The following is a 25,997-nucleotide window of genomic DNA, read 5'->3' as shown; positions in this document are numbered from 1 at the left end:
TTTCATTTTGAGCTGAAATCACAATCGGCGGAACGGGTTAAGACTCGTTTTCAGGGGTGATGCGACCGCTATTTATTTAGGACTTCGACCAGTGTCGTGCCAAGAGCAGCGGGCGATTTTGACACAACGATGCCTGCGCTCGCCATGGCCTCGATCTTGTCGCCTGCCGCACCCTTGCCACCGGCAATGATCGCGCCCGCATGGCCCATGCGCCGTCCGGGCGGTGCGGTCACGCCGGCGATGAAGCCGACCATGGGCTTCTTCACCTTTGACTGGCGGATGAAGTCGGCCGCCTGCTCCTCAGCGCTGCCGCCGATCTCACCGATCATGATGATCGATTCCGTCTCGGGATCGGCGAGGAACATCTCCAAGACATCAACGAAATCAAGGCCCTTCACCGGGTCACCGCCAATGCCGACACAGGTGGACTGGCCAAGACCTGCCGCCGTGGTCTGGGCAACCGCCTCATAGGTGAGCGTGCCCGAGCGCGACACGATGCCGACGGAGCCGCGCTTGTGGATGTGACCGGGCATAATACCGATCTTGCAGGCATCCGGCGTGATCACGCCGGGGCAGTTGGGACCCACGAGCCGCGATTTCGAGCCTTGCAGCGCCCGCTTCACCTTGACCATGTCCAGGGCCGGTATGCCCTCGGTGATGCAGACGATGAGCCCGATCTCGGCGTCGATCGCTTCGAGAATGGCATCGGCCGCAAATGGCGGGGGCACATAGATGACCGATGCATCCGCGCCGGTCTTCGACTTGGCCTCAGCGACCGTATCAAAGATCGGCAGTCCCACATGGGTGGTGCCACCCTTACCGGGCGTTACGCCACCGACCATCTTGGTGCCATAGGCGATGGCCTGCTCAGTGTGGAAGGTGCCATTCTTGCCGGTGATGCCTTGGCAGATGACCTTAGTATTCTTGTCGACGAGAATGGCCATTATGCGGCCTCCTTCACGGCGGCGACGACCTTGCGCGCGGCGTCGTCGAGATTATCGGCAGGAATGACGTTCAGATTGGACTCCCGCAGGATCTGCTTGCCAAGCTCCACATTCGTGCCCTCGAGCCTGACGACGAGGGGCACTTTCAGCCCGACTTCCTTCACGGCCGCGACGACGCCTTGGGCGATCACGTCGCATTTCATGATGCCGCCGAAGATATTGACCAGGATGCCCTTTACATTGGGATCGGAGGTGATGATCTTGAAGGCTGCCGTGACCCGCTCGGTGGTGGCACCGCCCCCCACATCGAGGAAGTTGGCCGGCTCAGCCCCATAGAGCTTGATGATGTCCATGGTCGCCATGGCGAGGCCCGCACCATTGACCATGCAGCCGATGGTGCCATCGAGCGCCACATAGTTGAGGTCGTAGCGCGCCGCCTCGAGCTCCTTGGGATCCTCTTCGGTCTCGTCACGAAGGGCGGCGATGTCCTTGTGCCGGAACAGGCCGTTATCGTCGAAATTCACCTTGGCATCGAGGCAGAGGAGATTGCCGGCCTCGGTGACGATGAGCGGATTGACCTCGAGCAGGCTCATGTCACTGGCCTGGAAGGCCTCGTAGAGATTGCCGATGAGCTTAACGCATTGCTTGACCTGATCGCCTTCAAGCTTCAGCGCATAAGCAATGTTGCGGCCGATATAGGGGCTGTAGCCGGCGGCCGGATCCACGTGGAAGGTGAGGATCTTTTCCGGGGTCTTGTGGGCAACCTCTTCAATGTCCATGCCACCTTCGGTCGAGGCGATGAAGGCGATGCGGGAGGCTGCGCGATCAATCAGCGCCGAGAGGTAAAGCTCGCGGGCGATCTTGGAGCCATCCTCGATATAGAGGCGGTTGACCTGCTTGCCCTCGGGGCCGGTCTGATGGGTGACGAGAACGGAGCCCAAGAGGCGCTCGGCCTCTTTGCGAACATCTTCGATGCTCTTGACCACCTTGACGCCGCCAGCTTTGCCGCGCCCACCGGCATGGATCTGCGCCTTCACCACCCAGACGGGCCCGCCGAGCTTCTCGGCGGCCTTCACGGCTTCATCGGCTGAAAATGCCGGATAGCCCTTGGGGACCGGCACGCCGAACTCGGCGAGAACGGCCTTGGCTTGATATTCGTGAATGTTCATCTCGTCTCCAAAGCCCTGTTATCGAGGCCCAGCAGGCTCACGCAAGATCAGGCGAGAGCTCGCGCGACTTGGCAATCAGACCTTCCACAGATTTGACCGAATTCTGGAAGGCGGCCTTCTCATCGCGGTTCAACTCGATTTCGACGATACGCTCCACACCGCCCGCACCGATGATGACGGGCACGCCGACATAGGTTCCCTTCACGCCATACTGGCCGTCGAGATAGGCGGCGCAAGGGAGAACCCGCTTCTTATCGTAGAGATATGACTCCGCCATTGCGATGGCGGAGGCGGCCGGCGCGTAATAGGCAGAGCCGGTCTTGAGCAGGCTCACGATCTCAGCACCGCCATCGCGGGTGCGTTGAACGATCTCGTCGATCCGCTCCTGGGTGGTCCACTTCATGGCAACGAGGTCCGGGATCGGGATACCGGCAACCGTGGAGTAGCGGACGAGCGGCACCATAGTGTCGCCATGCCCACCCAAGACGAAGGCGGTCACATCTTCGACCGAGACGTTGAATTCCTGCGCCAGGAAGTAGCGGAAGCGGGCGCTGTCGAGCACGCCGGCCATGCCGACCACATGGGAGGTTGGAAGGCCTGAAAACTTCTGCAGCGCCCAGACCATCGCATCGAGCGGGTTGGTGATGCATATCACGAATGCATTGGGCGCATATTTGCTGATGCCGGCGCCGACCTGGCTCATGACCTTCAGGTTGATCTCGACCAGGTCATCACGGCTCATGCCGGGCTTGCGGGGGACACCAGCGGTCACGATGACCACATCGGCGCCTTCGATTCCGCCATATTCGTTGACGCCCACATATCTGGCATCGAAGCCCTCAACCGGTGAGGACTGGGCGATGTCGAGCGACTTACCCTGAGGGAGACCGTCAACGATGTCGAAAAGGACGACATCGCCGAGCTGCTTCAGACCGACGAGGTGGGCCAAAGTTCCGCCGATCATCCCGCCGCCGATAAGAGCAATTTTCTTTCGCGCCATGCGTCTCCCCCTGCCAGGTTGGCCAAACTACTTCCGGGTGCGCGGCGCAGCGCGGCTCCTGTCCTGTTGCGCCGCGAAAGTGCCGTCATGTATCGCGATTGCATCCTGCATGCAAGCATGGATCAGGGCGGCCAGCGCTCATGGAACAGGGTTCACATTTACCTGTTCCAGCGGCAGCACGTCTGGGCTATCCTTGGCCCATTCCCAGTATTCCGCTGATCTCATCTCCTGCAAGCGCGACGCCGTCCGATGAAAGGCGGCCGAATGATCACCGCGCTGGTAAATCTCCTCAGGCTCCGCATCGGCGGAGGCAACCAGCCGGATGTGGTTGTCGTAAAGCGTATCCACGAGCTTGATAAATCTCAGCGCCTCGTTGCGCTTGCTCTGATCCAGCACGGGAATATCGTCGATGAAGACGATCGGGAAATGCCGGGCGATTGCCAGATAATCGGCAGAGCCCAACGGCTTTTCGCAAAGATCGGAAAAATGGAAGCGCGCCATGCCGGGCGCGGTCTCGGGAACCATCACTTGCCGCCCGTGGACTGACAGGCTCTGCGGGCCCCCGCGGCAACCCGCAGAAAGCCGATTCCACAACGCGTCCATCCGCGCTCGGCTGCGCGGTGTCAATGGGCAGAGATAGACATCCTCGCCCGCCGCATGCCGCTGGCGATAATCCGTATCGCCATCAAGCGAGATGACATCCACTCGATCCTCGATGAGGCGAATGAAGGGCACGAAGAGATTGCGGTTGAGGCCATTGGCATAGAGATCGCCGGGGGCCGTGTTCGATGTGGCGACGACCACCACGCCGCGCGCGAGCAATGCTTCGAACAGCCGGCCGAGGATCATGGCATCGGTGATATCCGAGACCTGGAATTCATCGAGGCACAAAAGAGCCGCCCCGGCGGCGATCTCCTCGGCAACAGGCGGTATCGGATCATCGCCACGGGCCGTGCCTTGCTTGACGGCCTGGCGATGGCGGTGAATGCGCTCATGCACATCCTGCATGAAGGCATGAAAATGGACGCGACGCTTGGAGCTAATCCGCGCGGCGGTGATGAACATGTCCATGAGCGTGGTCTTGCCCCGCCCCACCGAGCCATGGATATAGAGGCCTTTCGGGGCTTCCGAAGGCTTGTTGCCGAACAGCGCGCGCAAGCCCCTCGGCTTTGGGCCCGGCCTGTAGCCGATCAGCGCATGCGCAAGGGCATCCAGCCGTTCGACCACGCGTTGCTGGTTCGGATCAGGCTCGAGCTCGCCCGCCGCCAAGCGGCTGCGATAGAGCTCGAGCACCGTCTGGTCGGATGCTGGCAAGGACGTGAGATCCCTCGCCCCTCAGCCCATGGTCGGCATGATGAACTGAGCACCGTCCTTGATGCCCGACGGCCAGCGCGAGGTGACCGTCTTCGTCTTGGTGTAGAAGCGGATCGAGTCCGGCCCATGCTGGTTCAGATCGCCGAAGCCGGAGCGCTTCCAGCCGCCAAAGGTGTGATAGGCCAGCGGCACGGGGATCGGCACGTTGACGCCCACCATGCCAACATTCACACGCGTGGAGAAGTCCCGCGCCGCATCACCATCGCGGGTGAATATGGCAACGCCATTGCCATATTCGTGCTCGTTGGGCAGTGCCAGAGCCTCCTCATAATCCTTGGCGCGGACAACCGACAGCACCGGACCGAAGATCTCTTCCTTGTAGATGCGCATATCACGGGTGACATTGTCGAACAGGCAGCCGCCCATGAAGAAGCCATTCTCATAGCCCTGCATGGTGAAGTTGCGGCCATCGACGAGCAGTTTGGCGCCTTCCTTGACGCCGAGGTCTACATATTCCCTCACCTTGTCCCGGTGTTGACGGGTGACCAGCGGCCCGAAATCAGCGTCATGATCGGTCGAGAGGCCCACTTTGAGGCTCTCAACCCGCGGCACCAGCCGCTCGATGAGCGCATCGGCCGTCTTCTGCCCAACGGGTACGGCGACCGAGATTGCCATGCAGCGCTCGCCAGCCGAGCCATAGCCGGCGCCGATCAGCGCGTTAACGGCCTGGTCGAGATCGGCATCGGGCATGATGATCATGTGGTTCTTGGCGCCACCAAAGGCCTGCACGCGCTTGCCATGCGCGCTGCCGCGGGCATAGACATATTCCGCAATCGGCGTCGAGCCGACGAAGCCAACGGCCTGGATGTCCGGATGGTCGAGAATGCCATCGACCACTTCCTTGCCACCATTCACCACGTTCAACACGCCCTCCGGCAGGCCGGCCTCGACCAGCAGCTCGGCAAGACGCATCGGCACGGATGGATCGCGCTCCGACGGCTTCAGAATATAGCCATTGCCGCAAGCGATCGCCGGCGCGAATTTCCACATGGGGATCATGGCCGGGAAGTTGAACGGCGTGATGCCGGCGACCACACCGAGCGGCTGGCGCAATGAATACATATCGATTGCCGGGCCAGCGCCAACCGTGAACTCGCCCTTCAAGAGATGAGGGATGCCGCAGGCAAATTCCACAACCTCAAGCCCGCGCTGGATATCCCCATGGGCATCGGGGATCGTCTTGCCGTGCTCGAGCGAAAGCATCTCGGCCAGGCTGTCCTTTTCTTTATTGAGAAGATCGAGGAATTTCATAAGCACACGGGCGCGAACCTGAGGGTTCTTTTCCGCCCATCCGGGCTGCGCAGCCTTGGCAACCTGAACCGCGTGATCAAGCTCCTTAAGATTGGCCAGGGCCAAACGAGCCTGAACCTCACCCGTATTCGGGTTGAACACATCGCTGAAATTGCCGCTGGTCCCCGGCACCCGCTTTCCGCCGATGAAGTGACCGATTTCCTTGACCATCATAAACCTCGCTCAATTCGAGCCACGCAAGCCGTGCCTTCCTGGATGTGGCGGGACCGTAGCTCTGTCATAGCAAAACGGCAAGTCGGACATTAAGGGCCCGCCAAATTGACGCGAGCGTCAAGGCTGTCCCGGGATGCAGTCTGCCCAACCTTGATTTTGTGCATTGCAGCAATATATCAGCACCAGGATCATCTCCCAGCCGCTCCAGGCGGAATGCGCCTTCCATGACTCAAGATAGGAATACACAACCAGCACCGTCCAGGGGCACCTACCGAAAGCTCTGGATCGGTGATCTCGGCATTTTTGTTGAGCATCTCGAGCGCCTCGATCGCGAGGCGAAGTATTTGCGCTTTGGCGGTGGGACCTCGCCGCAGTTCCTTAAGGACCATGCCCGCAAGGCCCTGCAATGGCCGGGGATCGTGGATGGCTATTTTGTCGACGGTATCTTGCGCGGGACCGGCGAGTTGCAGCCCTTGCCCGACAGCTTCCCGTTGGAAGCGGAAGCTGCCTTCACAGTCGAAAAGCCTTTCCGTGGCCAGGGCGTTGGCACGGAGCTCATGCGGCGCGCCATCATCTCTGCCCAGAACCGGCATATCACGACCATCTATACGATTTGCATGGTTGAGAATCAGCGTATGCGCAGGCTCGCGCAAAAGTACAAGGCGGAGCTGCGCATCGAACATAATGAGATATCGGGAATGTTTCGGACGCCGGCCCCCACTCACCTCAGCGTGATGGAGGAGTGGCTGTCGGACGCGTGCGGGCTGATCAACAATGCTCTTCGACGGTGAGTTCGGAGCGGCGTGATTCACTCCTGTCGAGCACGCGGTGAATGGTCTGCTTCTGCGCTGAAGTGCGGGCGGGACGCAGGAACATGGACTCGCAGAGCTGCCGGATTTCCGCGAAGAGATCGAGAAGCTCAGCCTTGCGGCTCGCCCCAAAGCCCGCCCCGAACGGCCGGTCCGCGACGGGCCAGTGCAGCAGGCATGTCTCCCCGGCCAAGCCCGCAAGCTCAGGGCGGCTGCGGGTCGCCAGATTGATGGCGTAGCAAAACTTCACCGGCGGCGGCCCGGCAAATTCCGTCAGCGGCTTTGGCCGCAAGCCTCGGGCCCTGATGCCTGCTTGCGCAATGATTTCCATGGCATGGGGATCGGCGACCTTGGCAGGCTCGAACCCGGCACTGAAGGCCTTCAGATGGCGAGCCCCGGCCGCGTTGACGATCGCCTCCGCCATCAAACTGCACGCCGCGTTATCATCGCACAAGAACAATATAGTGCTCGGATTCATGGCTTTCTCCTAGACAAGCCCAGCTGTCGTCGCTGGTGCCCCGAGTTCCCCAGCGCGATCAGGACCATATCCGTCCAATGCTGCGGTAGTGTGAAACGTCCTGGGCGAAGATGCGGTCGGCCACCGCCAATTTCAACCGAGGATTGAGTTCATACTATAGGAACATTTGCCCAGCTGTAGCAGGATCCTCAGACAATGGCGGGAATGCTGGGCGGGACGGGAATCGGTCAGGGCGTCACTGTGCCTTGGGGGACACAGCACCGAGCTCGCAGATGATCTCCCATTCCCGATCTGTCACCGGCTGCACCGACAGACGTGAGTTCTTCACCAGAATCATGTCCTGCAAACGCGGATCATTCTTGATCTGGTCCAAGGTCACGGGCGAGGGCACATCGCATACGGCCACCACGTCCACACATTGCCATTTGCCATCCGGCGCCGTGTGATCGGGATGTGCTTCAGCGCTGACCCGGACGATACCGACGATCCGCTTCTCCTCCACGGAGTGGTAGAAAAATCCGAGATCGCCGACCTTCATCGACATCATGTGCTTTCTGGCGAGAAAATTGCGCACGCCAGTCCAGGGCTCGCCCGCCGCGCCTTTGCGCTTCTGGTCCTCCCATGACCAAGACCCGGGCTCGGTCTTAAACAGCCAATAAGCCATGACCGCGCATGCCCTTCAGACGAGCTTGCCGTCGGTGATCACCCATCGCCACGGCTTCACCTCGACATTGGCGAAGACACCCGCCGGGCCGTAAGGGTCGCCCGCCGCAATCTCGCGTGCTTCCTCGATGGTCTCCGTCTCCACCAGCAGCATGCTGCCGGTCATGGTCTTGCCCTCTTCCGTGGTGAACGGGCCCGCCAAACGCAGCTTGCTCCCCAAGCTCGTCAGATATTGGAGATGCTGGGCCCTTGTCGCGTTGCGCTTCTCAGCGGAATTGGGAACGTCCGTGCAAAGGATAACGAAATGCGCCATGTCTCCCTCCCTATGATCAGGTCTCTGTTTCGGCTTTCAATGGACGATTGAACAGATCTTCTATGGCTTGGTCTATGGTGATCCGGCCCTCCACGATGTCGTGAACAGCACGGGAGATCGGCATGTCGATGTCCCGCTCCGCCGCCAGCGCCACCACCACCCCGGCAGTATAGACACCTTCGCTGACCGAGCGCCTGCTGCCCAGAACGTCATCCACAGATTGCCCTCGCCCGAGGGCAAAGCCCAGGGACATATTGCGCGACTGTTGGCTCGAGCAGGTGAGCATGAGATCGCCGAGCCCGGACAGACCGGACAATGTTTCAGCGCGCGCACCGAAGGTCTTGCCGAAGCGGACAAGCTCGGCAAAGGCGCGCGTCATCAGCGATGCCCGGGCGCTTTCACCAAGACCTCGCCCTTCGGCAATACCGCAGGCGATCGCAAGGACATTCTTGACGGCCCCACCGATCTGCGCGCCAACAAGATCGGCCGCGACATAAGGCCGGAAGGTCGGACCCGCGAGCGTTCTCGCCACCGCCAGCGCATCGTCGTGAGTGCGGGCGGCGAGTGTCACCGCCGTGGGCAGTCCGCGCGCCACATCGGCTGCAAAGCTTGGACCCGACAACACCATTGGTTCTGCCTCGGGCAAGACCTCGACCAGCACGTCAGTCATCAGCTTGTTTGTGCCACGCTCGAGCCCCTTGGCACAAATGACGATGGGCGTGCGGGGGCGGAGATGGGATGCCATGGATCGGCACACCTCACGCAGCGCCTGAGCAGGAGAGACCAGCAGCAGAATATCCGCTCGCATCGCCTCGGCGATGTCGCCCGTTGCCTCTATTGCCTGCTCCAGAGCAATTCCGGGAAGAAACAGAACATTCTCACGATCCCGGTTGATGCTCTCGACGACTTCCGGCTCTCGCGCCCATAATGTGACCTCCGCGCCAGCGCGGCCGGCAAGGCAAGCAAGCGCGGTGCCCCATGCACCGCCGCCGATCACCCCTATATGATTTGGCCGCTGGTCCATCCATCGCTCCCAGTTCTCGAAGGTTAGGCTTTGACACCGGCGCCGATGGCGGGTGCGGCATGCGGATCCAATGGCCATCTCGGCCTGGCAGTGAGCGTTCCCGTATCAGTCAGCCCCCGGGCCAGGCGCTCGGCGCCTGCCCAGGCGATCATGACCGCATTATCGGTGCACAGGCGCAAGGGCGGTATGCTCACGCCAAAGCCCGCTTTGGCTGCTTCATCCAACATTGCTTGGCGCAGGCTCGAGTTTGCCGCGACACCACCCGCGACCACCACATTGGGCGCTGCCGCATCGGGATAGCGCTGCTGAAATAGACGCATTGCCCCGCGCAGGCGATCAACGATGCAGTCGGTAATGGCTGCCTGAAAACTCGCACAGATATCGGCAATGTCCTGTTCGGTGACCGGCATTGCCGCCTGCACCGCGCGCCGGACAGCCGTCTTGAGGCCGGAGAACGAGAAGTCGCATCCCTCCCGCCCGAGCATCGGGCGCGGAAACGCAAACCGCGTGGGATCCCCCTCGCGAGCGCGACGTTCAACCTGAGGTCCGCCGGGATAACCAAGGCCTAGAAGCTTTGCGGTCTTGTCGAAGGCCTCGCCCAGGGCATCGTCGATCGTGGTGCCAAGCCGCACATAACGCCCCACATCTTCGATAATGAGGAGCTGGGTATGACCGCCGGAGACCAGAAGTAGGAGATAGGGAAAGGCAATGCCATCGGTGAGCCGGGCGGTCAACGCATGGCCCTCGAGGTGATTGATCGGCAGAATTGGCAAATCATGCACCTGGGCAATCGCTCGCCCCGTGGTCAGCCCAACCAGCAGACCACCGATCAGACCGGGGCCGGCGGTTGCCGCGATCCCATCGAGATCGCCGAAGGTGAGGCCGCTGCGTTGCATGGCCTCACTGATGAGTCGATCAAGATGAGCAACATGGGCGCGCGCTGCAATTTCCGGCACCACGCCCCCGAAGGGCGCATGATCATCGTCCTGCGACAGAACGCGCTCGGCCAGGATTTCGCCCTGGCCCTCAGCCGTCCGGCGAATGACGGCGGCTGCCGTCTCATCGCAGGAGGTCTCGATCCCGAGGACGACCATCGCCGCAGGTTCGGCAGAAAATCCGTTCTTGAAGGGCTCGGTCTGGATCGGCATTGCGTTAACAGCCAGGATGGCTCAAACAACAGCTTCGCTTTGTGAGCCCAGTAACATCGGAAAAGGCCCAGGTGCAAACTCTTCCCATTCGCATAGGCACACGCGGCAGCAAATTGGCCCTCGTGCAGGCCGCCGAGACCAAGCGCCGGCTGATCGAGGCCCATGGCCTGGCGGATGGCGATGTGGTGATCGTGCCCATCACCACCACCGGTGATCGCATCAAGAACCGTTCACTTTCCGATATAGGCGGGAAAGGCCTGTTCACCAAGGAAATCGAAATCGCGCTGCTGGATGGCAGCATCGATCTCGCGGTCCATTCCATGAAAGACATGCCTTCGGTGCTGCCCGAGGGGCTTACCATGGCCGCGATGCTGCCGAGAGAAGATCCGCGCGATGCCTTTCTCAGCCCGGTTGCCCAATCAATCAGCGATCTTCCGCGGGGGGCAATCATGGGCACATCCTCAGTCCGCCGCGCGGCTCAGTTGAAGCGGCTGCGTCCCGATCTCGAAATCGTCGGTTTCCGTGGAAATGTGGACACGCGGCTCGCCAAGCTGAGGGCCGGCGAGGTCCACGCAACGCTGCTTGCCAGCGCGGGTCTTAGGCGCCTGGGTCTCGAGCGCGAGATCACGGCACTGATCGAGCCGGAGGAGATGCTGCCTGCCGTCGCACAAGGCGCCATCGGCATCGAGATCCGCGAGAGTGATACGCGCATGGTCGAATTGCTTCGCCCGCTAAACCACCAGGAGACCGCCATTGCGGTCGCCTGCGAACGGTCCTTCCTCGGCATTCTCGACGGGTCCTGCCGGACGCCGATTGCGGGGCTCTGCATCATCGCCGATGATGGTGGGATTGCCTTCAGAGGCATGGTCCTGGCCCCTGATGGTCGCGACGCCTATGAGGTCGAGCGGCATGGCTCGGCTTCGGATGCAGCTGCCATCGGCGAGGATGCCGGTGAGGAAATCTTACAGAAGGCTGGAAAAGCATTCTTCACGGACAACAGCTAGAATGCGATTGGTTGTAACACGCCCGCAAGAGGATGCAGCCGCTTTGGCAAGCCGTCTCGAGACCATGGGACATGAGGTGCTCATCGAGCCGCTGCTTCGGATCAAGCCGCTGCCCGATGGCACGCCTCGGCTGCCCTACCAGGCCATTCTTCTATCGAGCGCCCATGCAGCGAGACTGCTTGCGAAACGGGTGGATCTCCATAGCATACCGGTGCTTGCCGTTGGCGAGACCACAGCCGCAGCCGCGGCAGAGGCAGGATTTTCCCGAGTGGAGGCCGCAGCAGGAGATGCCGCGAGCCTGCTTGCCCTTGCTCTCGAACGGCTTTCGCCGAAAGCTGGCGTGATCCTTTATGCTACGGGCCAACACATCGCCCGCGATCTCAACGGTGACCTCGAGCGGCGAGGTTATGTGGTGCAGCGTTCGGTTCTCTATGAGGCGGAGCCGGCCGTCTGCTTCTCCGATGCACTGGTCGCCGCGCTTAAAGAGCGCCAAGTCGATGGCGCGGTCCTGCTCTCGGCCCGGACTGCATCGGTCTGGTGTGGCCTGGCAGAAAAGGCCGGACTTCGCGAGCGGCTTGGCGGTGTCATGCATTTCTGCCTCTCGGCAGCCGTTGCTGAAGCAATCACTCGCGCGTGGGGTGAGAGTTTGCACGTTGCTGTTGCTGCTGAGCCAACATTAAACAGTATTATGGACAGGATAGGCGCAGCCTGATCCAGCTTGATTCGCCGCAACGCCCGCGCAGCAACCTCGAGACTTGAATGGCACAGAACGACGACCTCGGCAGGAACAGCGGTCCAATGCGGCCGGGACGCGGACCGGTCATCGATCTTTCGGCGACAGAGGTCAAGACGGAGGAGACGGCCTCCGCAATACCGGAAGCGGGGACCGATGGCGCTGCGTCCGCCGCATCGGGGGCAACTGCGTCTCCAGATAGGCCAGCAACAGGAGATGCACCGCAGACGGACCAAGCAGCGGCGGGTGAGCCGGCCAATTCGGCCTCGGAGCTTCATACAGGTGCCAATCAGCCGCCGGAATCACCCTCCCATGGGGATGGCCTTCCGCCCGATCAGTTCGATGACGATAATGCAAGCCTGCGCAGGTGGCTGCGGGCCGGTATCGGCCTGTTGCTGCTGATTGCTGGAGTGCTCGGCGGCATCCTGCTCTACAGGAACTATGGGGCGGACTATTTTCCAACCCCGCAGACGCAAGACATGCTGAACCGGCTGCCCGCGCTCGAGCAGGCGAGCCGCGAGAACCGTAATCGGCTCGACAGCTTTTCGGAAACGGTCGAATCCCTGAGATCGCGTATCGCTAGCTTTGAAGAAGGCCTGACGGGGCTCCGCCAGCAGGTCGAGGGCATGCGTCAGAGCATCGACGAGACCCGTAACACCGCCCAGCAGACCAATAGCACGGTCACGGAGCTGCGCGAGAGGCTCGCCAATGCGGGGCCCGCGGATCCCAATGCGATCGCCTCGCTTCGGCAAGCGCTCGATGCGGCCGGTAACCGGCTGCAGGCCCTCGAGTCCGAATTGGGTATGCTGCGTCAGGCACAGGGCGATGCCGGCGCAAGAAGCCAGGATCTCGATCAGCTGACCCAACGGCTCGGCACCCTTGAACAGACGCTGCAAAGTCAGAGCCAAGCCGAGCAACAACAACAGACGGAACGTGCCGAGCAGGCGGCCGGAATGGCCTCCGCGCTCGAGGCCTTGCGCACCAAGCTCGCCAATGGCGAGTCCTTCCGATCGGAGGTGGACGCGCTGCGCAGTCGAATCGGTCCTTCCGCTGAACTTGATCAGCTCGCAACCCATGCGGACCAGGGAGTCCCAACGGCGCAGACCCTGCAGCATCGCTTCGCAACCGTGCGCGAGAACCTCGCAAGGGCCGCCGCGCGACCGCAGCCCGCCCCAAGTGCCAGCACCTGGGATGCTCTGGTCCAGCGCCTGAAGAGCGTGGTCCAGATCAGGCCGCTTGAGGAGGTCGATTGGACCGAGGTGATGTCACGCATGGCACCCTTCGTGGAAGCAGGAGACTTTGCCGGTGCAGAACGGGTGCTCGCAACCGCAGGCGCGCCGCCTCCAGCGCCTCTGGTCGAGTGGCTCGAGGCTGCGAAAATGCGGCGCGATGCGGATGCCGCTTTGCAGGCAGTCACGGGCCAAGCCCTGGCGAAGATCCAGGACCTTTCCGGAAGCGGCAACTAAGAGGCGAGGCGATCACCCATGTGGCCCATCATCTTCCGGTTCATCATCATCGCGCTGATCGCAGCCGGAATCGCATGGCTTGCCGACCGCCCGGGCACGCTGAGCCTCGTCTGGCTGGGCTATCATATCCAGATGCCTGTCGTCGCAGCCTTGTTCTGCCTGCTTGCGATCATGGCGGCCATCGGTCTGCTGTGGGCGGTGCTTCGCCGCGTGCTGTTCGCGCCGGCGGCGGTGTCGCATTTCTTCGGCCATCGCAAGCATCGCAAGGGCCAGAGAGCGCTCAGCCGCGGCATTGTCGCCATTGGTGCGGGCGATCTTGCCGGCGCGCGACGACACGCGCAGATCGCGGCCAGGAACTTGCCCAATGAGCCGCTCGTGCACCTTCTCAAAGCCCAGACCGCGCAGCTCGAGGGTGACACAGGCACGGTCCGCACGGTCTTCGAGGGCATGCTGCGAAATCGCGAAACCGAGTTGCTCGGACTGCGCGGACTGTTCAACCAGGCCCGGCAGAATGGCGATTATGAAGAAGCGCGACGGCTTGCAGAACGTGCGGCACGGCTGAAGCCGGATCTGCCCTGGGCCTCCAATGCCATGCTCACGGTGCAATCCTCACAGCGCAACTGGCGGGCGGTTGCCACGCTGATCGAGAACCAGCGGCGCGCGGGCCTCATGTCGGCGGCGGAAGCCCGGCGCAAGCAGGCGGTGGCCGAAACGGCCGAGGCGATGGCCATCGAGCAGAGCAACGAGGAGGAAGCGCTTCGCCTCGCCACCAAAGCGCATAAGAACGCGCCGGACCTCGTCCCGCCGGTGCTGGTTGCGGCACGATTGCTGGCAGCACGCGGCAGTGTGCGCAAGGCAATGCGGATGATCGAGGAAACCTGGGTTCTCAATCCACACCGCGACCTTGCTGAGGCATATGCCCATGTGCGGCCTGGCGATGCCGCCCAGGATCGCTTGAAGCGGGTCCGCGGTCTGATCGCACAGAAGCCGGGGGGAGAAGAAGGCGCGGTGGCATTGGGGCGTGCTTGCATCGAAGCCCATGATTTCGCAAGTGCCCGCACTGCCTTGGCGCCCTATTTGGAGGATCGCCCGAGCGCCGGCATTTGTCTGCTGATGGCCGAGATCGAAAGGCTGGAGCACGATGACCGGGGCAAGGAGCGGGAATGGCTCGCCCGCGCGGTGATCGCGCCTCGCGATCCGGTTTGGACAGCCGATGGCTATGTCTCAGATGTTTGGCAGCCTGTCTCACCCCTGACGGGAGAGCTCGACGCCTTCGTCTGGAAGCGGCCGGTTGAAGGCATCACCCATAGCGAGATTCAAGCAAGCGAAGCCATTCAGCACCTGAGCACGGACAGCGATCGGGGCACAGATCATACCTCAGGCAAGGCGGCGGCTGCCCCAGTTGGCGAGGTAGAGCCCACGCCGCCAGGGGCTAAGACCGGGAGTTCCGTTGTGGTGACCGCGGTCCCGTCGGCCGCATCGGGCTCGGTTCCCCCGCCGGTTGTCATACCCTATCCCGACCTTGGCGAGGTGCCGCCAGAGGTTATCGCCAAGGGCGATACGGCCGTGGTCAAGCAGCCCGATGACCCTGGCACCGAGAGTGATGGCGAGGAGGAGCGCCGGCAAAATCGTGAGACTGAGTGGCTCGGCAGCACATTGCCGAGATAAACGCGAACTGAGCATGCAAGCCGGGTTGCCATTTGGCGAGCGACAGAGTATCTGTCGGGTCCTCCGAAGCGATTTCGGAACACCCTGCTTGGTGCGGGCCGCCTTAGCTCAGCCGGTAGAGCGGCGCATTCGTAATGCGTAGGTCGCGTGTTCGAGTCACGCAGGCGGCACCATTCTTCAAAGAAGTCAGCAAAAGCGCACAGGCAAGGTTGTTCTAAACCCTTGCATGTCGCGTTTTCTTCACGGGAACCGGTACCACTTCGCTCAAAATGCTCCAGCCCGAGGGCAGGCCTTGCTCGGGCGGACTGCATTCACCGCTTCGAACATGCTCTTGCGGCCCATGCGAGTGCACGGGCCGCAGCACACGGTGTTATTTCTGCAGCTCGGTCCAGATCCGCGTGTAGATCTGCTGAACCTCCGGCGGGCAGGATTCGTTGAAGACGCCCGCCGACCGGAACTGTTCGGGGATCACCACTTCCGGCGCATCGCGCATGTCCTCCGGCATATATTTCTCCGATCCTTTGATCCCGTTGGCATAGCGGGCGAAGGCTGAGATCATGCCGGCATTCTCTGGCTCCATGACGAAATTCATGAACAGCTTGGCGTTCTCGACATTCTTCGCGTCCTTGAGAATGGCGAGGTTATCCATCCAGATCGGATAGCCCTCTTTGGGATAGCCGTAGACAACATTGGGGTTCTGCAGGCGCGAGCGCATGGTCGACCCGTTCCAGTTGACGCTCGCCATCACGTCATTGGTCGCGAGCTTCTCGGTCATGCCGTAATCCATGGAGATCCATTTGGGCTTGGCTTCGAGCAGCTTGTCACGGACCTTCTTGAGAACCTCCTTATCGCCTGTGCAGGGCTTGCCGCCCATATACATGATGGCCAGTGGCATCACGTCATTCATCTCCGGCACCACATTCACCTTGCCCACGAGCTCCGGCGGCGGGTCGAGGAAAATGGCCGATGTGTTCGGGTCGCCCTTATAGGCGCTCTTGTTCACCGCAACGCCGGTGGTGCCCCATTGCCAGGGCACGGAATAGTGGCGGCCCGGATCGAAGGGCACGTTGACCCATTGCGGATCGACATTCTTGAAATTCTCCATCTGGTCGGGCCGCGATTCCAGCAGGAGGCCTTCCTTGATCCAGATGGGCAATACGCTGCCGGAGGGCACCACCATGTCGAAACCATGCCCACCCTGGCGGATCTTGGCGATCGCGGTCTCATTGGAGTCGTAATCGGTGATCGTCACCTTGACGTCGTATTTTTCCGAGAACTTCTTGATCAGGTCCGGGCTCGTATAGTTGCCCCAGTTGAAGATATGCAGTTCACCTGCGGCATTGGCCAGCTGCGTCGAAGCCAGAATGGCGGCACAGCAGATGGCGGCCTTCAATCTCAGTCGCATTGCTCCACTCCCCTGTTTCCCTGTTCAGTTGCGCTTTCGGCTCATGAGGAAAAAGAAGGTCACGACGCCGATGGATATCAGCAGGAACACGGCCGAAATCGCGTTCATCTCGGGCGTGATCACCCGCCTCAGCTGACCCAGCATATAAGTGGGCAGCGTGTCCTGTCCCGCCGATTTCACGAATTCGGTGATCACCACATCATCGAGGGAGATCACGAAGGCGAGCATGAGGCCTGCAAGAATTCCCGGCCACAACAGCGGCAGGGTTATGCGCCGGAAGGCCTGCCATGGGGTGGCATAGAGGTCGGCCGCCGCCGTCTCGAGCGAGAGGTCCATGCTCTCAAGCCGCGCCCGAATGGGCAGATAGGCAAAGGGGATGCAGAAGGCGGTATGGGCCAGCATGAGATAGCCAAGCCCTGAATAGCCGCTCCACACCTTGATGCGCGAAAAGAGGATGAGCAGGGCGACCGCCGTCACGATCTCCGGGACCATCAACGGCTGGTTGATGATGCCATATTTGACGGTGAGCCCCCGATAGGGAGCACTGCGAGTGGTGGCGATGGCCGCCATGGTCGCAACGATCGTCGCAATGGTCGCTGCAACGAATGCAATCTGGAGTGAGCGGATCGAGGCATCGATCACCTGCTGATTATTCCAGGCGGCCTCGAACCAGCGCAGCGAAAATCCCTCCCAGATCACGATCGAAGTGCCGGCATTGAAGGCATAGACCACGAGGGCGAGGATCGGGAGATAAAGCAGGGCAAAGCAGAAGAGCGCGATCGTGGTGAAGCCGGGGAGGCTGCGGACCGAGAAGGGCTTAGCCATGGTGCCCTCCGCTATTGCCCGAGGCCTTGCGCACATAGATGATGAGGGCGACCATGACGATGACCAGCAAGGTCATCGCAAGGGCCGCCCCCAGGGGCCAGTTTCTGCCCTGTCCGAATTGCAGCTCGATGAGATTGCCCAGCATCAGGTTGCGCCCGCCGCCGAGAACGCGTGGCGTCACATAGGCGCCGAGCGAGGGGATGAAGACCAGGATGGAGCCTGCGATGATGCCGGGCTTCACCAGCGGAATGATGATGCGCCTGAGGACGCTGAAGCGGGTCGCATAGAGATCATAGGCCGCTTCGATCAGGCGGAAGTCGAGCTTTTCCATCGAGGCAAATAGCGGCAAGACCATGAGGGGGAAATAGACATAGGTCATGCCGAGCAGGATCGCGAAGTCGGTATACATCATCTGGAGCGGGCTCGAGATGATGCCGAGCTTCATGAGCAGGGTGTTGATGATGCCCTCGTTGCGGATCACCTCCTGGATGGCGAAGGTGCGGATCAAAAGATTGGTCCAGAATGGAATGGTGATCAGAAACAGCCAGATCGCCCGTGTTCTTTCCGGCCGCGTCGCGATGAAATAGGCGGTGGGAAAGCCCAGAAGCAGGGTGAAGAGCGTGGTGATCAGCGACAGGCGAATGGAGCGCCAGAAGATCGAGAGATGGGCATCTGCGAGGGTCAGCGTGTCATCGAAAATGTCGCGCTGGAAGAGCACGCTCGTCCAGCCATTGCCGGAGAATTTCCAGAGCACATCCCCGTAAGGTGCCGATTCCAGGAAGGAATAGACCAGAACGATCAGCAAAGGGCCAATCGAGGCGAGCGCTATGATCAGAAGGGCCGGGGCTGTGAGGAGCCAGCGCAAGCGAATGTCACGGGCGTGGGCTTTCGCTGCGTATTCGGCTCCATTTGCCATCGGCTAATCCTTCAGAACTTGCGCCGCTCCGCTATCGATCGTAACGCCGATACGATCGCCGGGTGAAACATCCTGAACGGTGTCATGACTGTTCTGGCGGCGGAGAATGAACCGCTCGCCGCTGTCCAGCGCGATGTCGAAACGGGTATCGGTGCCGAAATAGTCGGTATTCTCAACCCGTCCCGGCAGCACGTGCTCACCGCCGAGCGGCACGATCTCCGCGTGTTCCGGCCTTATCACCACGGTGACCTTGCCGGAGGGCAGGAATTGCTCAGGCAGCGATGCATCAACCATCAGCCCGGATTTGAGCCGCACAGAAGCGCGGCCATCGGCAAGGGATACAACCTCCCCTTCGAGAAAGTTGGTCTCGCCGATGAAATCGGCCACGAAGCGCTCGGCGGGACGGTCATAGATCTCGCGCGGGCTTCCCACCTGCAGAATGCGCCCAGCCGACATAACCGCGAGGCGGTTCGACATGGTAAGCGCCTCTTCCTGATCATGCGTCACGAAGATGAAGGTGATGCCCGTCTCGCGCTGCAGGCGTTTCAGCTCGACCTGCATCTCCTTGCGCAGCTTGTAGTCGAGCGCTGACAGGGGCTCATCCAGCAGCAGCACCTTTGGGCTTGGGGCGAGCGCTCGGGCCAAGGCCACACGCTGCTGCTGCCCGCCGGAGATCTGGCTGGTCTTGCGGTTGCGGAGGGGCTCCATCTTCACCAGCCTGAGCATCTCCGACACGCGCGCTTCGACCTCCGCCTTCGGCCGGCCCAGCATCTGGAGCCCGAAGGCGATGTTTTCCGCCACGGTCATGTGGGGAAACAGCGCATAGTTCTGAAAGACGGTATTGACCGGCCGCCTATAGGGCGGAAGCGGTGCGATATCCTCACCATGCAACAGAATTTCGCCGGTGGTGGGAAATTCAAAGCCTGCGATCATGCGCAGGAGGGTTGTCTTGCCGCAGCCGGATGGGCCGAGCAGCGTAAAAAATTCATTTTCCCGAATGTCAACGAAGATCCCGTCCAGCGCCTTGACCGGCCCTTCGGCCGCCGGAAAGATCTTGCTGACGCCGCGAACCTCGATCGCATTTCGATCCGGTTGATCCGGCACTCTCAATGCCCCGTCCTCTCAGCCCCTTTTGATGAGGCGCCCTCATTCCCCATACCAGCTCACCACATGCCGCAGTGATTGGCAACTGGGGTCGACGGCTCATGGATTAGGTGCAGCGCGCCGGTGCGGTTCTGGCCAGACCATGCATGGCTGAGGCCCAGGCCTGATCGAAATAGCTGTCCCAATCAACCCCACTCGCGCAGCTCTCGCTGCCAAGCAAGATCATCATCACCGCCTCGCCCACGATGGCATGGTGCAAACGGCGTGCGATTTCAGTGGGATCTCCGTCGATCAGCAGCCCCTGCTGCTGGGCAGCGATCACGAACGGACTCATCACCTCGTGCAGCTGCCGCTTCGTCTCGCCAAATTCCGAGCAGATGATGGGAAAGCGATGGGCCTCGGCGATGCACATGCGGAACAGATCAATGCTGCCCGGCGCGATCACGATATGCAGCAGCGCCCGCGCAATCGCCCTCAGGGATGCCAAGGGCTCATTCTCCCTCACATCGATCTGCGCGACACAATCCAGAAGCCGCCGGCGTTCGAGGGCGACCGCTTCGCGAAACAGCTCCTCCTTGGAGGAAAAGCGGCGATAGATGCTGTGCTTGGCAGCCCCGCAAGCGCTCGCCACCTCCTCCATCGTGGTGGCGGCAAAGCCATTGCGCCGAAAGAGCGCAAGGGCCTCCTCCAGGATGACATCGGTGAGGGCATGCGCCTCGTGAAGACTAGGCCGACCGCGCCTCCGCCTGTCCATGCAACAACCGGTCACGGGACGCCTGGTCTTCACTGGCTTCGAAGCACCTGTCATGATCACAGCTTAGCCCAAATTGGGCTGAACTTCATGAGCCTCCGCAGGCGGCGGCGTATCAGATCGCCGTCTGTTCTGACGCCAGCTGAAAATCCTCATCACGAAGACGAAGAATACCGGCACGAAGAACACCGCGAGCACCGTCGCTGAGATCATGCCGCCCATGACGCCGGTTCCGATCGCCTGCTGGCTCGCAGCGCTGGCCCCGCTTGCAATCGCAAGCGGGACAACACCCAGTGTGAAGGCAAGCGAGGTCATGATGATCGGCCGGAAGCGGAGATGGGCCGCTTCGATCGTTGCCTCGACCAGTGATTTGCCTTCCGCCATCAGGTCCTTGGCGAATTCCACGATCAGAATCGCGTTCTTGGCGGACAAGCCGATGATCGCGATGAGACCGACCTTGAAGTAAACATCGTTCGGCATGTCGCGCAGCATCACGGCGAGGACCGAACCGATAACACCGAGCGGCACCACCAGCATCACCGCAATCGGGATCGACCAGCTCTCATAGAGAGCCGCAAGGCACAGGAAGACGAAAATACAGGACAGCGCGATCAGCAGCGGGGCCTGCGAGCCCGACTCGATCTCCTGCAGGGATTGCCCGCTCCATTCATAGCCAAAGCCCGCAGGAAGCTGCCGGGCCAGCCGCTCCATCTCGGTAATGGCATCGCCGGAGGAATATCCCGGTGCTGCCTCACCACTGATGCGCACCGAGGGATAGCCGTTATAGCCAATGATCTGGGTTGGACCCTTCTCCCAAGACACGCTCGCGAAGGCGCTGAGCGGCACCATTCCACCATTCGCATTACGCACATTCAAGCGCAGCAAATCCTCAGCCGTCATCCGGCTGATATCCTCCGCCTGAACGGTCACGCGCTGCATGCGGCCGGAATTGGGAAAATCATTCACATAGGCCGACCCAAGGCTCGTCGAGATGGCCGCATTGATATCGGCGAAGGTCACGCCGAACGTGTTGGCCTTCTCGCGGTCGATATTGAGCTCGAGCTGGGCCGCATCGGGCAAGCCTTCCACATAGACGCCGGTGAGAACCGGGCTTTGGGCGGCAGCGCCCAGCAGCTGGTCGCGGGCAGCCGAGAGCGCCTCCTGACCGCGTCCTCCGCGATCCTGAAGGCGGAACGAAAAGCCGTTGGACGTGCCGAGGCCCTGGATCGGCGGCGGCGACAATGAGAAGGCCATCGCATCCTTGATGCCCGCCATGAACATATTTCCCCGCATGGCGATGGCCTGCGCGGAATCATTCGGGCCGCGCTCGCTCCAGTCCTTCAGGGTGACAAAGGCAAGGGCAGCGTTCTGGCCGGCGCCGAGGAAGCTGAAGCCCTTCACCATGACCACGCGAGCAACGCCCGGCTCGGCCATGAAATGCTTCTCGATCTGCTCGACCACCTGCTGGGTGCGATTGGCGCTCGCCTCGGGCGGGGCGAGCACATTCACCACGATATAGCCCTGGTCCTCGTTCGGCAGGAACGAGGATGGCAAATGCATGAAGAGATAGCCCATCCCCACGACCAGAGCGGCATAGATCACCATGAACCGACCGGCGCGGCCAACCAGCCAGGCAGCGATGCCGCTATAGCCGCGGGACGTGCGGTCAAAGCCGCGGTTGAACCAGCCAAAGAAGCCGCGCCGCTCGTGATGCCCCTTCACCGGCTTTAGGAAAGTCGCACACAGAGCAGGGGTCAGCGACAAGGCCAGCAGTGCCGAGAACAGGATCGACACGACCATGGTGAGGCTGAACTGTTGGTAGATGACGCCCACCGCCCCCGGGAAGAAGGCCATGGGAATGAACACGGAGGTCAGAACCAGGGTGATGCCAATCACGGCCCCGGTGATCTGTCGCATGGCCTTGCGGGTGGCTTCCTTCGGTGGAAGCCCCTCCTCGGCCATGATGCGCTCGACATTCTCAACCACAACGATCGCATCATCGACCAGAATGCCAATGGCCAGCACCATGCCGAACATGGTGAGCACGTTGATGGAAAAGCCCATGGCGAGCATGACGGCAACCGTGCCAAGCAGGGCCACCGGCACGACAAGGGTCGGGATGATGGTGTAGCGGAAGCTCTGCAGGAACAGGAACATCACGACGAACACCAGGGCCATCGCCTCGACCAGGGTGTGCAGCACCTTCTCGATCGAGATCGCCACGAAGGGCGAGGTGTCATAGGGGATCGAATATTCGACGCCCGCCGGGAAGAACTGGGCAAGCTCATCCATGCGCGCCTTGACGGCCTTCGAGGTCGCCATCGCGTTGCCCGTGGGCGAGAGCTGGACGCCAACGGCGGCCGTGGGCTGGCCATTGAGGCGGGTTGAGAAATTGTAGTCCTGACCGCCAACCTCGATCTTGGCGACATCGCGCAGTCGCACCATCGAACCATCGGGATTGGCGCGCAATACGATGGCGCCGAACTCTTCCGGCGAGGTGAGCTGCCCCTTCACCTGCACCGTTGCGGAGATCTGCTGCGTGATCGGGTTCGGCAATGCACCGATCTGGCCAGCGGCAACCTGTGCATTCTGAGCGCGAATGGCATTGGTGATGTCGCTCGGGGTCAGCGCAAGGCCGACCATCTTCTCCGGATCGATCCAGATGCGCATGGACCGTTCCGTCGCAAAGAGCTGGGCACGGCCAACGCCGGGCACACGACGGATTTCGCTGAGAACGTTGCGGCTGACATAATCGCCAAGCCCAATGGCATCGATCGAGCCATCCGTGGAGGTGAGGGCCACCACCATGAGGAAGCCCGAGCCCGCCTGCTCAACGCGAATGCCTTGCTGTGCCACCTCCTGCGGAAGGCGGGGCTCGACCGTGGCGATGCGGTTTTGCACATCGACCTGGGCCAGCATGGGATCTGTGCCGGGCTGAAAGGTCGCGGTGATCTCGACCCGGCCGGAGGTATCCGAGGTCGACTCGAAATAGAGCAGTCCATTGGCGCCATTCAGCTCTTCTTCAATGAGCCGGGTGACGCTCTGATAGATGTTCTGCGGCGAGGCACCGGGATAGGTGGTGCTGATCGAGATCTGCGGCGGTGCGACCGATGGATATTGCGCCACAGGCATCAACGGGATGGCGATGATGCCCGCGATCACGATGAACAGGGCCACGACCCAGGCAAAGACCGGCCGGTCGATAAAGAAACTCGGCATCTGACTCTATCTTTGTTCTAGTTTGCTTGGACCGGGCTGGTGGATGCATCCGCCTGCTTACCAGGCGCAGACGCGCCTTCGCCTGCTGGAGCCCAGGCCTGAGCCTGAACCTTCATGCCGGGGCGGATCTTCTGGAAGCCTTCAACAACGACCCGCTCACCAGGCTTGAGGCCAGCATTGATCACCCACCGGTCCCCAAGCGTGCGCCCCGCCTTAACGGTCCGCAATTGCGGGATCGAGTCTTCGCCAACCACATAGACCTGAGCATGCCCGCTGGTGTCGCGCTGGACCGCTTGCTGCGGCACCGCGATGGCGTTTGGCTCGACGCCCTGCTCGACCTGAACCCGAACATACATGCCGGGCAGCAATTCGCCATCGGGGTTCGGAAACTCGCCGCGCAGCAATACCTGGCCCGTCGTCTCATCGACCGTCGCCTCCGAGAACAGGACCTTGCCCGAATATTTGTACGGGGTTCCGTCATCGAAGATGAGCTTCACCGTGGCCTCGCCCTCATTCGGCTCGCTCAAGCTTCCTGATGCTGTCGAACGTCGTAGCGCGAGGAGATCATTCACCGACTGGTTGAAGTCGGCATAGACTGGATCGAGCTGCCGGATTGTTGCGAGAGGCTCCGCACCGCTCGCGCTGACCAGCGCGCCTTCCGTGATCAAGGCACGGCCGATACGGCCGCTGATCGGCGCACGCACATCGGCATATTGGAGATCAAGGCGGGCCGCATCGAGCTGCGCCTTGGCGCTGGCCACATCGGCCTGAGCCTGGGCAAGTGCTGCAACCGCATCATCCTGCTGCTGCGTGCTCACCACGCGCTGCTTTCTCAGCTGCTCGATCCGCTCAGCTGTCTGCTGGGCCTGCAAGCGCCCCGCCTCCGCTCGTTTCAGAGCAGCCTCGGCACTCGCAACCCGGACCCGAAACGGTTCCGGATCGATGCGATAGAGGACATCGCCCTCCTTCACCTCGCTGCCTTGCTCGAAGACCCGCTCGATGACAATGCCTGAGACGCGCGGCCGTACTTCCGCGACCCTCAGGGGGGCAATACGGCCGGGGAGCTCATTGACGATGGGCAACCGCTCCGGCCGAACCGTTACCACGGAAACCGGTTGCGGCGGAGCTTCGGCCGCGGCACCCGGCGTGTCCTTGGATGCGGCCTGATCATCGCATCCGATCAGCACTGGGCTCGCAGCGGTGATCATCAACAAAGCTGCCAGAATTCGATAATATGACCGCATTCGACACCCCATCCCTCGCGCCAGCGCCATCGCTCGCACGTCTGATTCTCGTCCTTCCCTACGGAGTTTCCCCCGCCGGCCCCGCGCTTCTGCCTGTCGCTAGGATCTGCCAGCGCGGCGATGATATACGCCGGCTTGGCCGTAAAAAAAAGAACTATCTCGTTCCTTTTTTACGGCGAGCCTACTCACATCTTCGAGACGGCAAATGTCAAACCGAGTCCTGACAAAGACTCCGATCACCCAGTCCCCCGTTAAGCTATTGCGCGAAGCCCTTGTTTCGACCTGAACCATGGGCCTATGCTCGCCCGAGACTGGTAAGAGGAGGGGCTGCCATGACGCTTGTACTCTACACGACAGTGGGTGTTTCCGATTTCGACCGGGCGGTCGGATTTTACGATGCGGTGCTCGGTGCCATCGGACAGAAGCGAAAGGGCGAGCCTTCGGGCGGTTGGGCAAGCTGGGGGCCTGGCTATGATGAAGGGACCGGCTTCTACATCTGTAAGCCGTTCAATGGAGCGCCAGCCAGTGCCGGCAATGGCACGATGATCGCGTTCGCAGCTCCCAACGAAGCGGCCGTCGACAGTTTCCATGCAGCCGCTCTCGCCCATGGTGGCAGCAATGAGGGCGCGCCCGGTCCCCGGCCACAATACGGGCCCCATTTCTATGGCGCCTATGTGCGCGATCCCGACGGCAACAAGCTGGCTTGCGTCTACCACCGGCATAATGCGGGTTAACCACTGAGGCCGGAAGATTGCCGGACGAGACGGTGCCGAGTGGGCGCCGCCCTGTACTTTTGGCGCGGGCGTGCTAACTCTCCAGCTCGTGTGGCAGCTGATCAAGAAACTCATCCCCGCCGAAGCCGAGAGTGACCAGGCATTGGAACTGGCAATGGCCGCATTGCTGGTGCGGGCCAGTGTCATCGACGATGTCATCAACGAGGCTGAATTCGCGAGAATCGAAGAGGTGCTGACGCGCCGCTTCGGCCTCTCGCAAGAGGCCGTGCGAACGCTCATCGAGGAGGCGCGGCACGCCGAGGCGGAAGCCATCGACCTTTATCGCTTCACGCGAGTGGTGACCGATCACCTCGACCAGGAGGGTCGCAAGGTGTTTATCGGCATGCTCTGGGAGGTGGTTCTGGCCGATGGCAGGATTGATCCTTACGAGGAAAATCTCGTCTGGCGGGTGGCTGAGCTGATTGGGGTGTCAACCCGTGATCGGGTCACCCTGCGCAAGGCGGCCCAAGAGCGGCTTGGGCCAAGCAGACGGGCGTAAGTTG

The 25,997-nt window shown here is 61.5% G+C and carries 24 protein-coding genes and 1 tRNA gene; 8 read left to right on the top strand and 17 right to left on the bottom strand.

All coding sequences use genetic code 11. From position 1 onward, the window contains the following. Window positions 1-68: 68 nt before the first annotated feature. The 5 genes from sucD to RCF49_RS13475 all read right to left on the bottom strand — a co-directional run bounded on the left by sucD (window position 69) and on the right by RCF49_RS13475 (window position 5,951). The gene (gene sucD / locus RCF49_RS13495) at window positions 69-944 is read right to left on the bottom strand and encodes a succinate--CoA ligase subunit alpha (protein ID WP_342640404.1); all 876 of its coding nucleotides are present in this window, start codon (window positions 942-944) and stop codon (window positions 69-71) included. Continuing rightward, window positions 944-2,113 carry an ADP-forming succinate--CoA ligase subunit beta gene (sucC, locus tag RCF49_RS13490; protein WP_342640403.1) on the bottom strand — a complete coding sequence of 390 codons (1,170 nt, stop codon included), beginning with the start codon at window positions 2,111-2,113 and terminating at the stop codon, window positions 944-946. The genes sucD and sucC overlap by 1 nt, the downstream gene beginning before the upstream one ends. A gap of 37 nt (window positions 2,114-2,150) precedes the next feature. Beyond that, the gene (mdh, locus tag RCF49_RS13485; protein WP_342640402.1) at window positions 2,151-3,113 is read right to left on the bottom strand and encodes a malate dehydrogenase; all 963 of its coding nucleotides are present in this window, start codon (window positions 3,111-3,113) and stop codon (window positions 2,151-2,153) included. A 138-nt stretch (window positions 3,114-3,251) separates the two neighbouring features. Further along, entirely contained in the window at window positions 3,252-4,427 is a 1,176-nt protein-coding gene (zapE, locus tag RCF49_RS13480; protein ID WP_342640401.1) for a cell division protein ZapE, read from the bottom strand. Window positions 4,428-4,448: 21 nt separating this feature from the next. Next, on the bottom strand, window positions 4,449-5,951 hold the full coding sequence (locus RCF49_RS13475; RefSeq protein WP_342640400.1) for a CoA-acylating methylmalonate-semialdehyde dehydrogenase: 1,503 nt from the start codon (window positions 5,949-5,951) through the stop codon (window positions 4,449-4,451). A gap of 224 nt (window positions 5,952-6,175) precedes the next feature. Between RCF49_RS13475 and RCF49_RS13470 the strand changes: the two genes are divergently transcribed. Next, a complete protein-coding gene (locus RCF49_RS13470) occupies window positions 6,176-6,742 on the top strand; it encodes a GNAT family N-acetyltransferase (RefSeq protein WP_342640399.1) in 567 nt (188 codons plus the stop codon). On the opposite strand, the gene RCF49_RS13465 is transcribed toward RCF49_RS13470, so the two are convergent. From RCF49_RS13465 to tsaD, 5 genes are all read right to left on the bottom strand, one after another. Further along, window positions 6,720-7,238 (bottom strand): hypothetical protein, encoded by a 519-nt coding sequence (locus RCF49_RS13465; RefSeq protein ID WP_342640398.1) that lies wholly within the window; start codon window positions 7,236-7,238, stop codon window positions 6,720-6,722. The two genes, RCF49_RS13470 and RCF49_RS13465, sit on opposite strands and share 23 nt — an antisense overlap. 235 nt (window positions 7,239-7,473) lie before the next feature. Further along, entirely contained in the window at window positions 7,474-7,902 is a 429-nt protein-coding gene (locus RCF49_RS13460; protein ID WP_342640397.1) for an EVE domain-containing protein, read from the bottom strand. A gap of 15 nt (window positions 7,903-7,917) precedes the next feature. Next, window positions 7,918-8,214, bottom strand: coding sequence for a YciI family protein (locus RCF49_RS13455; protein WP_342640396.1), 297 nt, complete (start codon window positions 8,212-8,214; stop codon window positions 7,918-7,920). A 16-nt stretch (window positions 8,215-8,230) separates the two neighbouring features. Beyond that, on the bottom strand, window positions 8,231-9,238 hold the full coding sequence (locus RCF49_RS13450; protein WP_342640395.1) for an NAD(P)H-dependent glycerol-3-phosphate dehydrogenase: 1,008 nt from the start codon (window positions 9,236-9,238) through the stop codon (window positions 8,231-8,233). Between the two features lie 23 nt (window positions 9,239-9,261). After that, window positions 9,262-10,332: a tRNA (adenosine(37)-N6)-threonylcarbamoyltransferase complex transferase subunit TsaD gene (tsaD, locus tag RCF49_RS13445; RefSeq protein WP_342644197.1), complete on the bottom strand. Its 1,071-nt coding sequence runs from the start codon at window positions 10,330-10,332 to the stop codon at window positions 9,262-9,264. A 125-nt stretch (window positions 10,333-10,457) separates the two neighbouring features. Between tsaD and hemC the strand changes: the two genes are divergently transcribed. The 5 genes from hemC (at window position 10,458) to RCF49_RS13420 (ending at window position 15,430) form a co-directional block, all read left to right on the top strand. Beyond that, a complete protein-coding gene (gene hemC, locus RCF49_RS13440) occupies window positions 10,458-11,390 on the top strand; it encodes a hydroxymethylbilane synthase (protein WP_342640394.1) in 933 nt (310 codons plus the stop codon). A 1-nt stretch (window position 11,391) separates the two neighbouring features. Continuing rightward, window positions 11,392-12,102 carry a uroporphyrinogen-III synthase gene (locus RCF49_RS13435; protein WP_342640393.1) on the top strand — a complete coding sequence of 237 codons (711 nt, stop codon included), beginning with the start codon at window positions 11,392-11,394 and terminating at the stop codon, window positions 12,100-12,102. A 47-nt stretch (window positions 12,103-12,149) separates the two neighbouring features. After that, a complete protein-coding gene (locus RCF49_RS13430; RefSeq protein WP_342640392.1) occupies window positions 12,150-13,589 on the top strand; it encodes a COG4223 family protein in 1,440 nt (479 codons plus the stop codon). An 18-nt stretch (window positions 13,590-13,607) separates the two neighbouring features. Further along, a complete protein-coding gene (locus RCF49_RS13425) occupies window positions 13,608-15,257 on the top strand; it encodes a heme biosynthesis protein HemY (protein ID WP_342640391.1) in 1,650 nt (549 codons plus the stop codon). 97 nt (window positions 15,258-15,354) lie between these two features. After that, window positions 15,355-15,430: transfer RNA gene (locus RCF49_RS13420), tRNA-Thr, on the top strand. Between the two features lie 197 nt (window positions 15,431-15,627). On the opposite strand, the gene RCF49_RS13415 is transcribed toward RCF49_RS13420, so the two are convergent. From RCF49_RS13415 to RCF49_RS13385, 7 genes are all read right to left on the bottom strand, one after another. After that, on the bottom strand, window positions 15,628-16,662 hold the full coding sequence (locus RCF49_RS13415; protein ID WP_342640390.1) for an extracellular solute-binding protein: 1,035 nt from the start codon (window positions 16,660-16,662) through the stop codon (window positions 15,628-15,630). Between the two features lie 24 nt (window positions 16,663-16,686). After that, the gene (locus tag RCF49_RS13410) at window positions 16,687-17,487 is read right to left on the bottom strand and encodes an ABC transporter permease (protein ID WP_342640389.1); all 801 of its coding nucleotides are present in this window, start codon (window positions 17,485-17,487) and stop codon (window positions 16,687-16,689) included. Then, window positions 17,480-18,403, bottom strand: coding sequence for an ABC transporter permease (locus RCF49_RS13405; RefSeq protein ID WP_342640388.1), 924 nt, complete (start codon window positions 18,401-18,403; stop codon window positions 17,480-17,482). Before RCF49_RS13405 ends, RCF49_RS13410 begins: the two co-directional genes overlap by 8 nt. A gap of 3 nt (window positions 18,404-18,406) precedes the next feature. After that, window positions 18,407-19,507 carry an ABC transporter ATP-binding protein gene (locus RCF49_RS13400; protein WP_342640387.1) on the bottom strand — a complete coding sequence of 367 codons (1,101 nt, stop codon included), beginning with the start codon at window positions 19,505-19,507 and terminating at the stop codon, window positions 18,407-18,409. Between the two features lie 106 nt (window positions 19,508-19,613). Next, entirely contained in the window at window positions 19,614-20,261 is a 648-nt protein-coding gene (locus tag RCF49_RS13395) for a TetR/AcrR family transcriptional regulator (protein ID WP_342640386.1), read from the bottom strand. A gap of 63 nt (window positions 20,262-20,324) precedes the next feature. Beyond that, window positions 20,325-23,477 carry an efflux RND transporter permease subunit gene (locus RCF49_RS13390; RefSeq protein WP_342640385.1) on the bottom strand — a complete coding sequence of 1,051 codons (3,153 nt, stop codon included), beginning with the start codon at window positions 23,475-23,477 and terminating at the stop codon, window positions 20,325-20,327. Between the two features lie 17 nt (window positions 23,478-23,494). After that, a complete protein-coding gene (locus RCF49_RS13385) occupies window positions 23,495-24,685 on the bottom strand; it encodes an efflux RND transporter periplasmic adaptor subunit (RefSeq protein WP_342640384.1) in 1,191 nt (396 codons plus the stop codon). A 368-nt stretch (window positions 24,686-25,053) separates the two neighbouring features. Here RCF49_RS13385 and RCF49_RS13380 point away from each other — a divergent pair, with 368 nt between their 5' ends. Then, entirely contained in the window at window positions 25,054-25,455 is a 402-nt protein-coding gene (locus RCF49_RS13380; RefSeq protein ID WP_342640383.1) for a VOC family protein, read from the top strand. Window positions 25,456-25,525: 70 nt separating this feature from the next. Beyond that, a complete protein-coding gene (locus RCF49_RS13375; protein WP_342640382.1) occupies window positions 25,526-25,993 on the top strand; it encodes a TerB family tellurite resistance protein in 468 nt (155 codons plus the stop codon). Window positions 25,994-25,997 lie beyond the last annotated feature (4 nt).

The sequence above is a fragment of the Rhodoligotrophos sp. CJ14 genome (assembly GCF_038811545.1).
GTDB lineage: Bacteria > Pseudomonadota > Alphaproteobacteria > Rhizobiales > Im1 > Rhodoligotrophos > Rhodoligotrophos ferricapiens.
This window is presented reverse-complemented; position numbering and strand designations above follow the sequence as displayed.

What these genes read in the sequence shown, in the direction of transcription:
- RCF49_RS13380 (WP_342640383.1), top strand. Translation starts at nt 25,054, where the DNA reads ATGACGCTTGTACTCTACACGACAGTGGGTGTTTCCGATTTCGACCGG.
- RCF49_RS13435 (WP_342640393.1), top strand. Translation starts at nt 11,392, where the DNA reads ATGCGATTGGTTGTAACACGCCCGCAAGAGGATGCAGCCGCTTTGGCA.
- RCF49_RS13395 (WP_342640386.1), bottom strand. Translation starts at nt 20,261, where the DNA reads ATGGACAGGCGGAGGCGCGGTCGGCCTAGTCTTCACGAGGCGCATGCC.
- sucD (WP_342640404.1), bottom strand. Translation starts at nt 944, where the DNA reads ATGGCCATTCTCGTCGACAAGAATACTAAGGTCATCTGCCAAGGCATC.
- RCF49_RS13415 (WP_342640390.1), bottom strand. Translation starts at nt 16,662, where the DNA reads ATGCGACTGAGATTGAAGGCCGCCATCTGCTGTGCCGCCATTCTGGCT.
- RCF49_RS13425 (WP_342640391.1), top strand. Translation starts at nt 13,608, where the DNA reads ATGTGGCCCATCATCTTCCGGTTCATCATCATCGCGCTGATCGCAGCC.
- RCF49_RS13460 (WP_342640397.1), bottom strand. Translation starts at nt 7,902, where the DNA reads ATGGCTTATTGGCTGTTTAAGACCGAGCCCGGGTCTTGGTCATGGGAG.
- RCF49_RS13470 (WP_342640399.1), top strand. Translation starts at nt 6,176, where the DNA reads ATGACTCAAGATAGGAATACACAACCAGCACCGTCCAGGGGCACCTAC.
- sucC (WP_342640403.1), bottom strand. Translation starts at nt 2,113, where the DNA reads ATGAACATTCACGAATATCAAGCCAAGGCCGTTCTCGCCGAGTTCGGC.
- RCF49_RS13385 (WP_342640384.1), bottom strand. Translation starts at nt 24,685, where the DNA reads ATGATCACCGCTGCGAGCCCAGTGCTGATCGGATGCGATGATCAGGCC.
- RCF49_RS13390 (WP_342640385.1), bottom strand. Translation starts at nt 23,477, where the DNA reads ATGCCGAGTTTCTTTATCGACCGGCCGGTCTTTGCCTGGGTCGTGGCC.
- mdh (WP_342640402.1), bottom strand. Translation starts at nt 3,113, where the DNA reads ATGGCGCGAAAGAAAATTGCTCTTATCGGCGGCGGGATGATCGGCGGA.
- RCF49_RS13475 (WP_342640400.1), bottom strand. Translation starts at nt 5,951, where the DNA reads ATGATGGTCAAGGAAATCGGTCACTTCATCGGCGGAAAGCGGGTGCCG.
- tsaD (WP_342644197.1), bottom strand. Translation starts at nt 10,332, where the DNA reads ATGGTCGTCCTCGGGATCGAGACCTCCTGCGATGAGACGGCAGCCGCC.
- RCF49_RS13455 (WP_342640396.1), bottom strand. Translation starts at nt 8,214, where the DNA reads ATGGCGCATTTCGTTATCCTTTGCACGGACGTTCCCAATTCCGCTGAG.
- RCF49_RS13410 (WP_342640389.1), bottom strand. Translation starts at nt 17,487, where the DNA reads ATGGCTAAGCCCTTCTCGGTCCGCAGCCTCCCCGGCTTCACCACGATC.
- RCF49_RS13450 (WP_342640395.1), bottom strand. Translation starts at nt 9,238, where the DNA reads ATGGACCAGCGGCCAAATCATATAGGGGTGATCGGCGGCGGTGCATGG.
- RCF49_RS13465 (WP_342640398.1), bottom strand. Translation starts at nt 7,238, where the DNA reads ATGAATCCGAGCACTATATTGTTCTTGTGCGATGATAACGCGGCGTGC.
- RCF49_RS13430 (WP_342640392.1), top strand. Translation starts at nt 12,150, where the DNA reads ATGGCACAGAACGACGACCTCGGCAGGAACAGCGGTCCAATGCGGCCG.
- RCF49_RS13405 (WP_342640388.1), bottom strand. Translation starts at nt 18,403, where the DNA reads ATGGCAAATGGAGCCGAATACGCAGCGAAAGCCCACGCCCGTGACATT.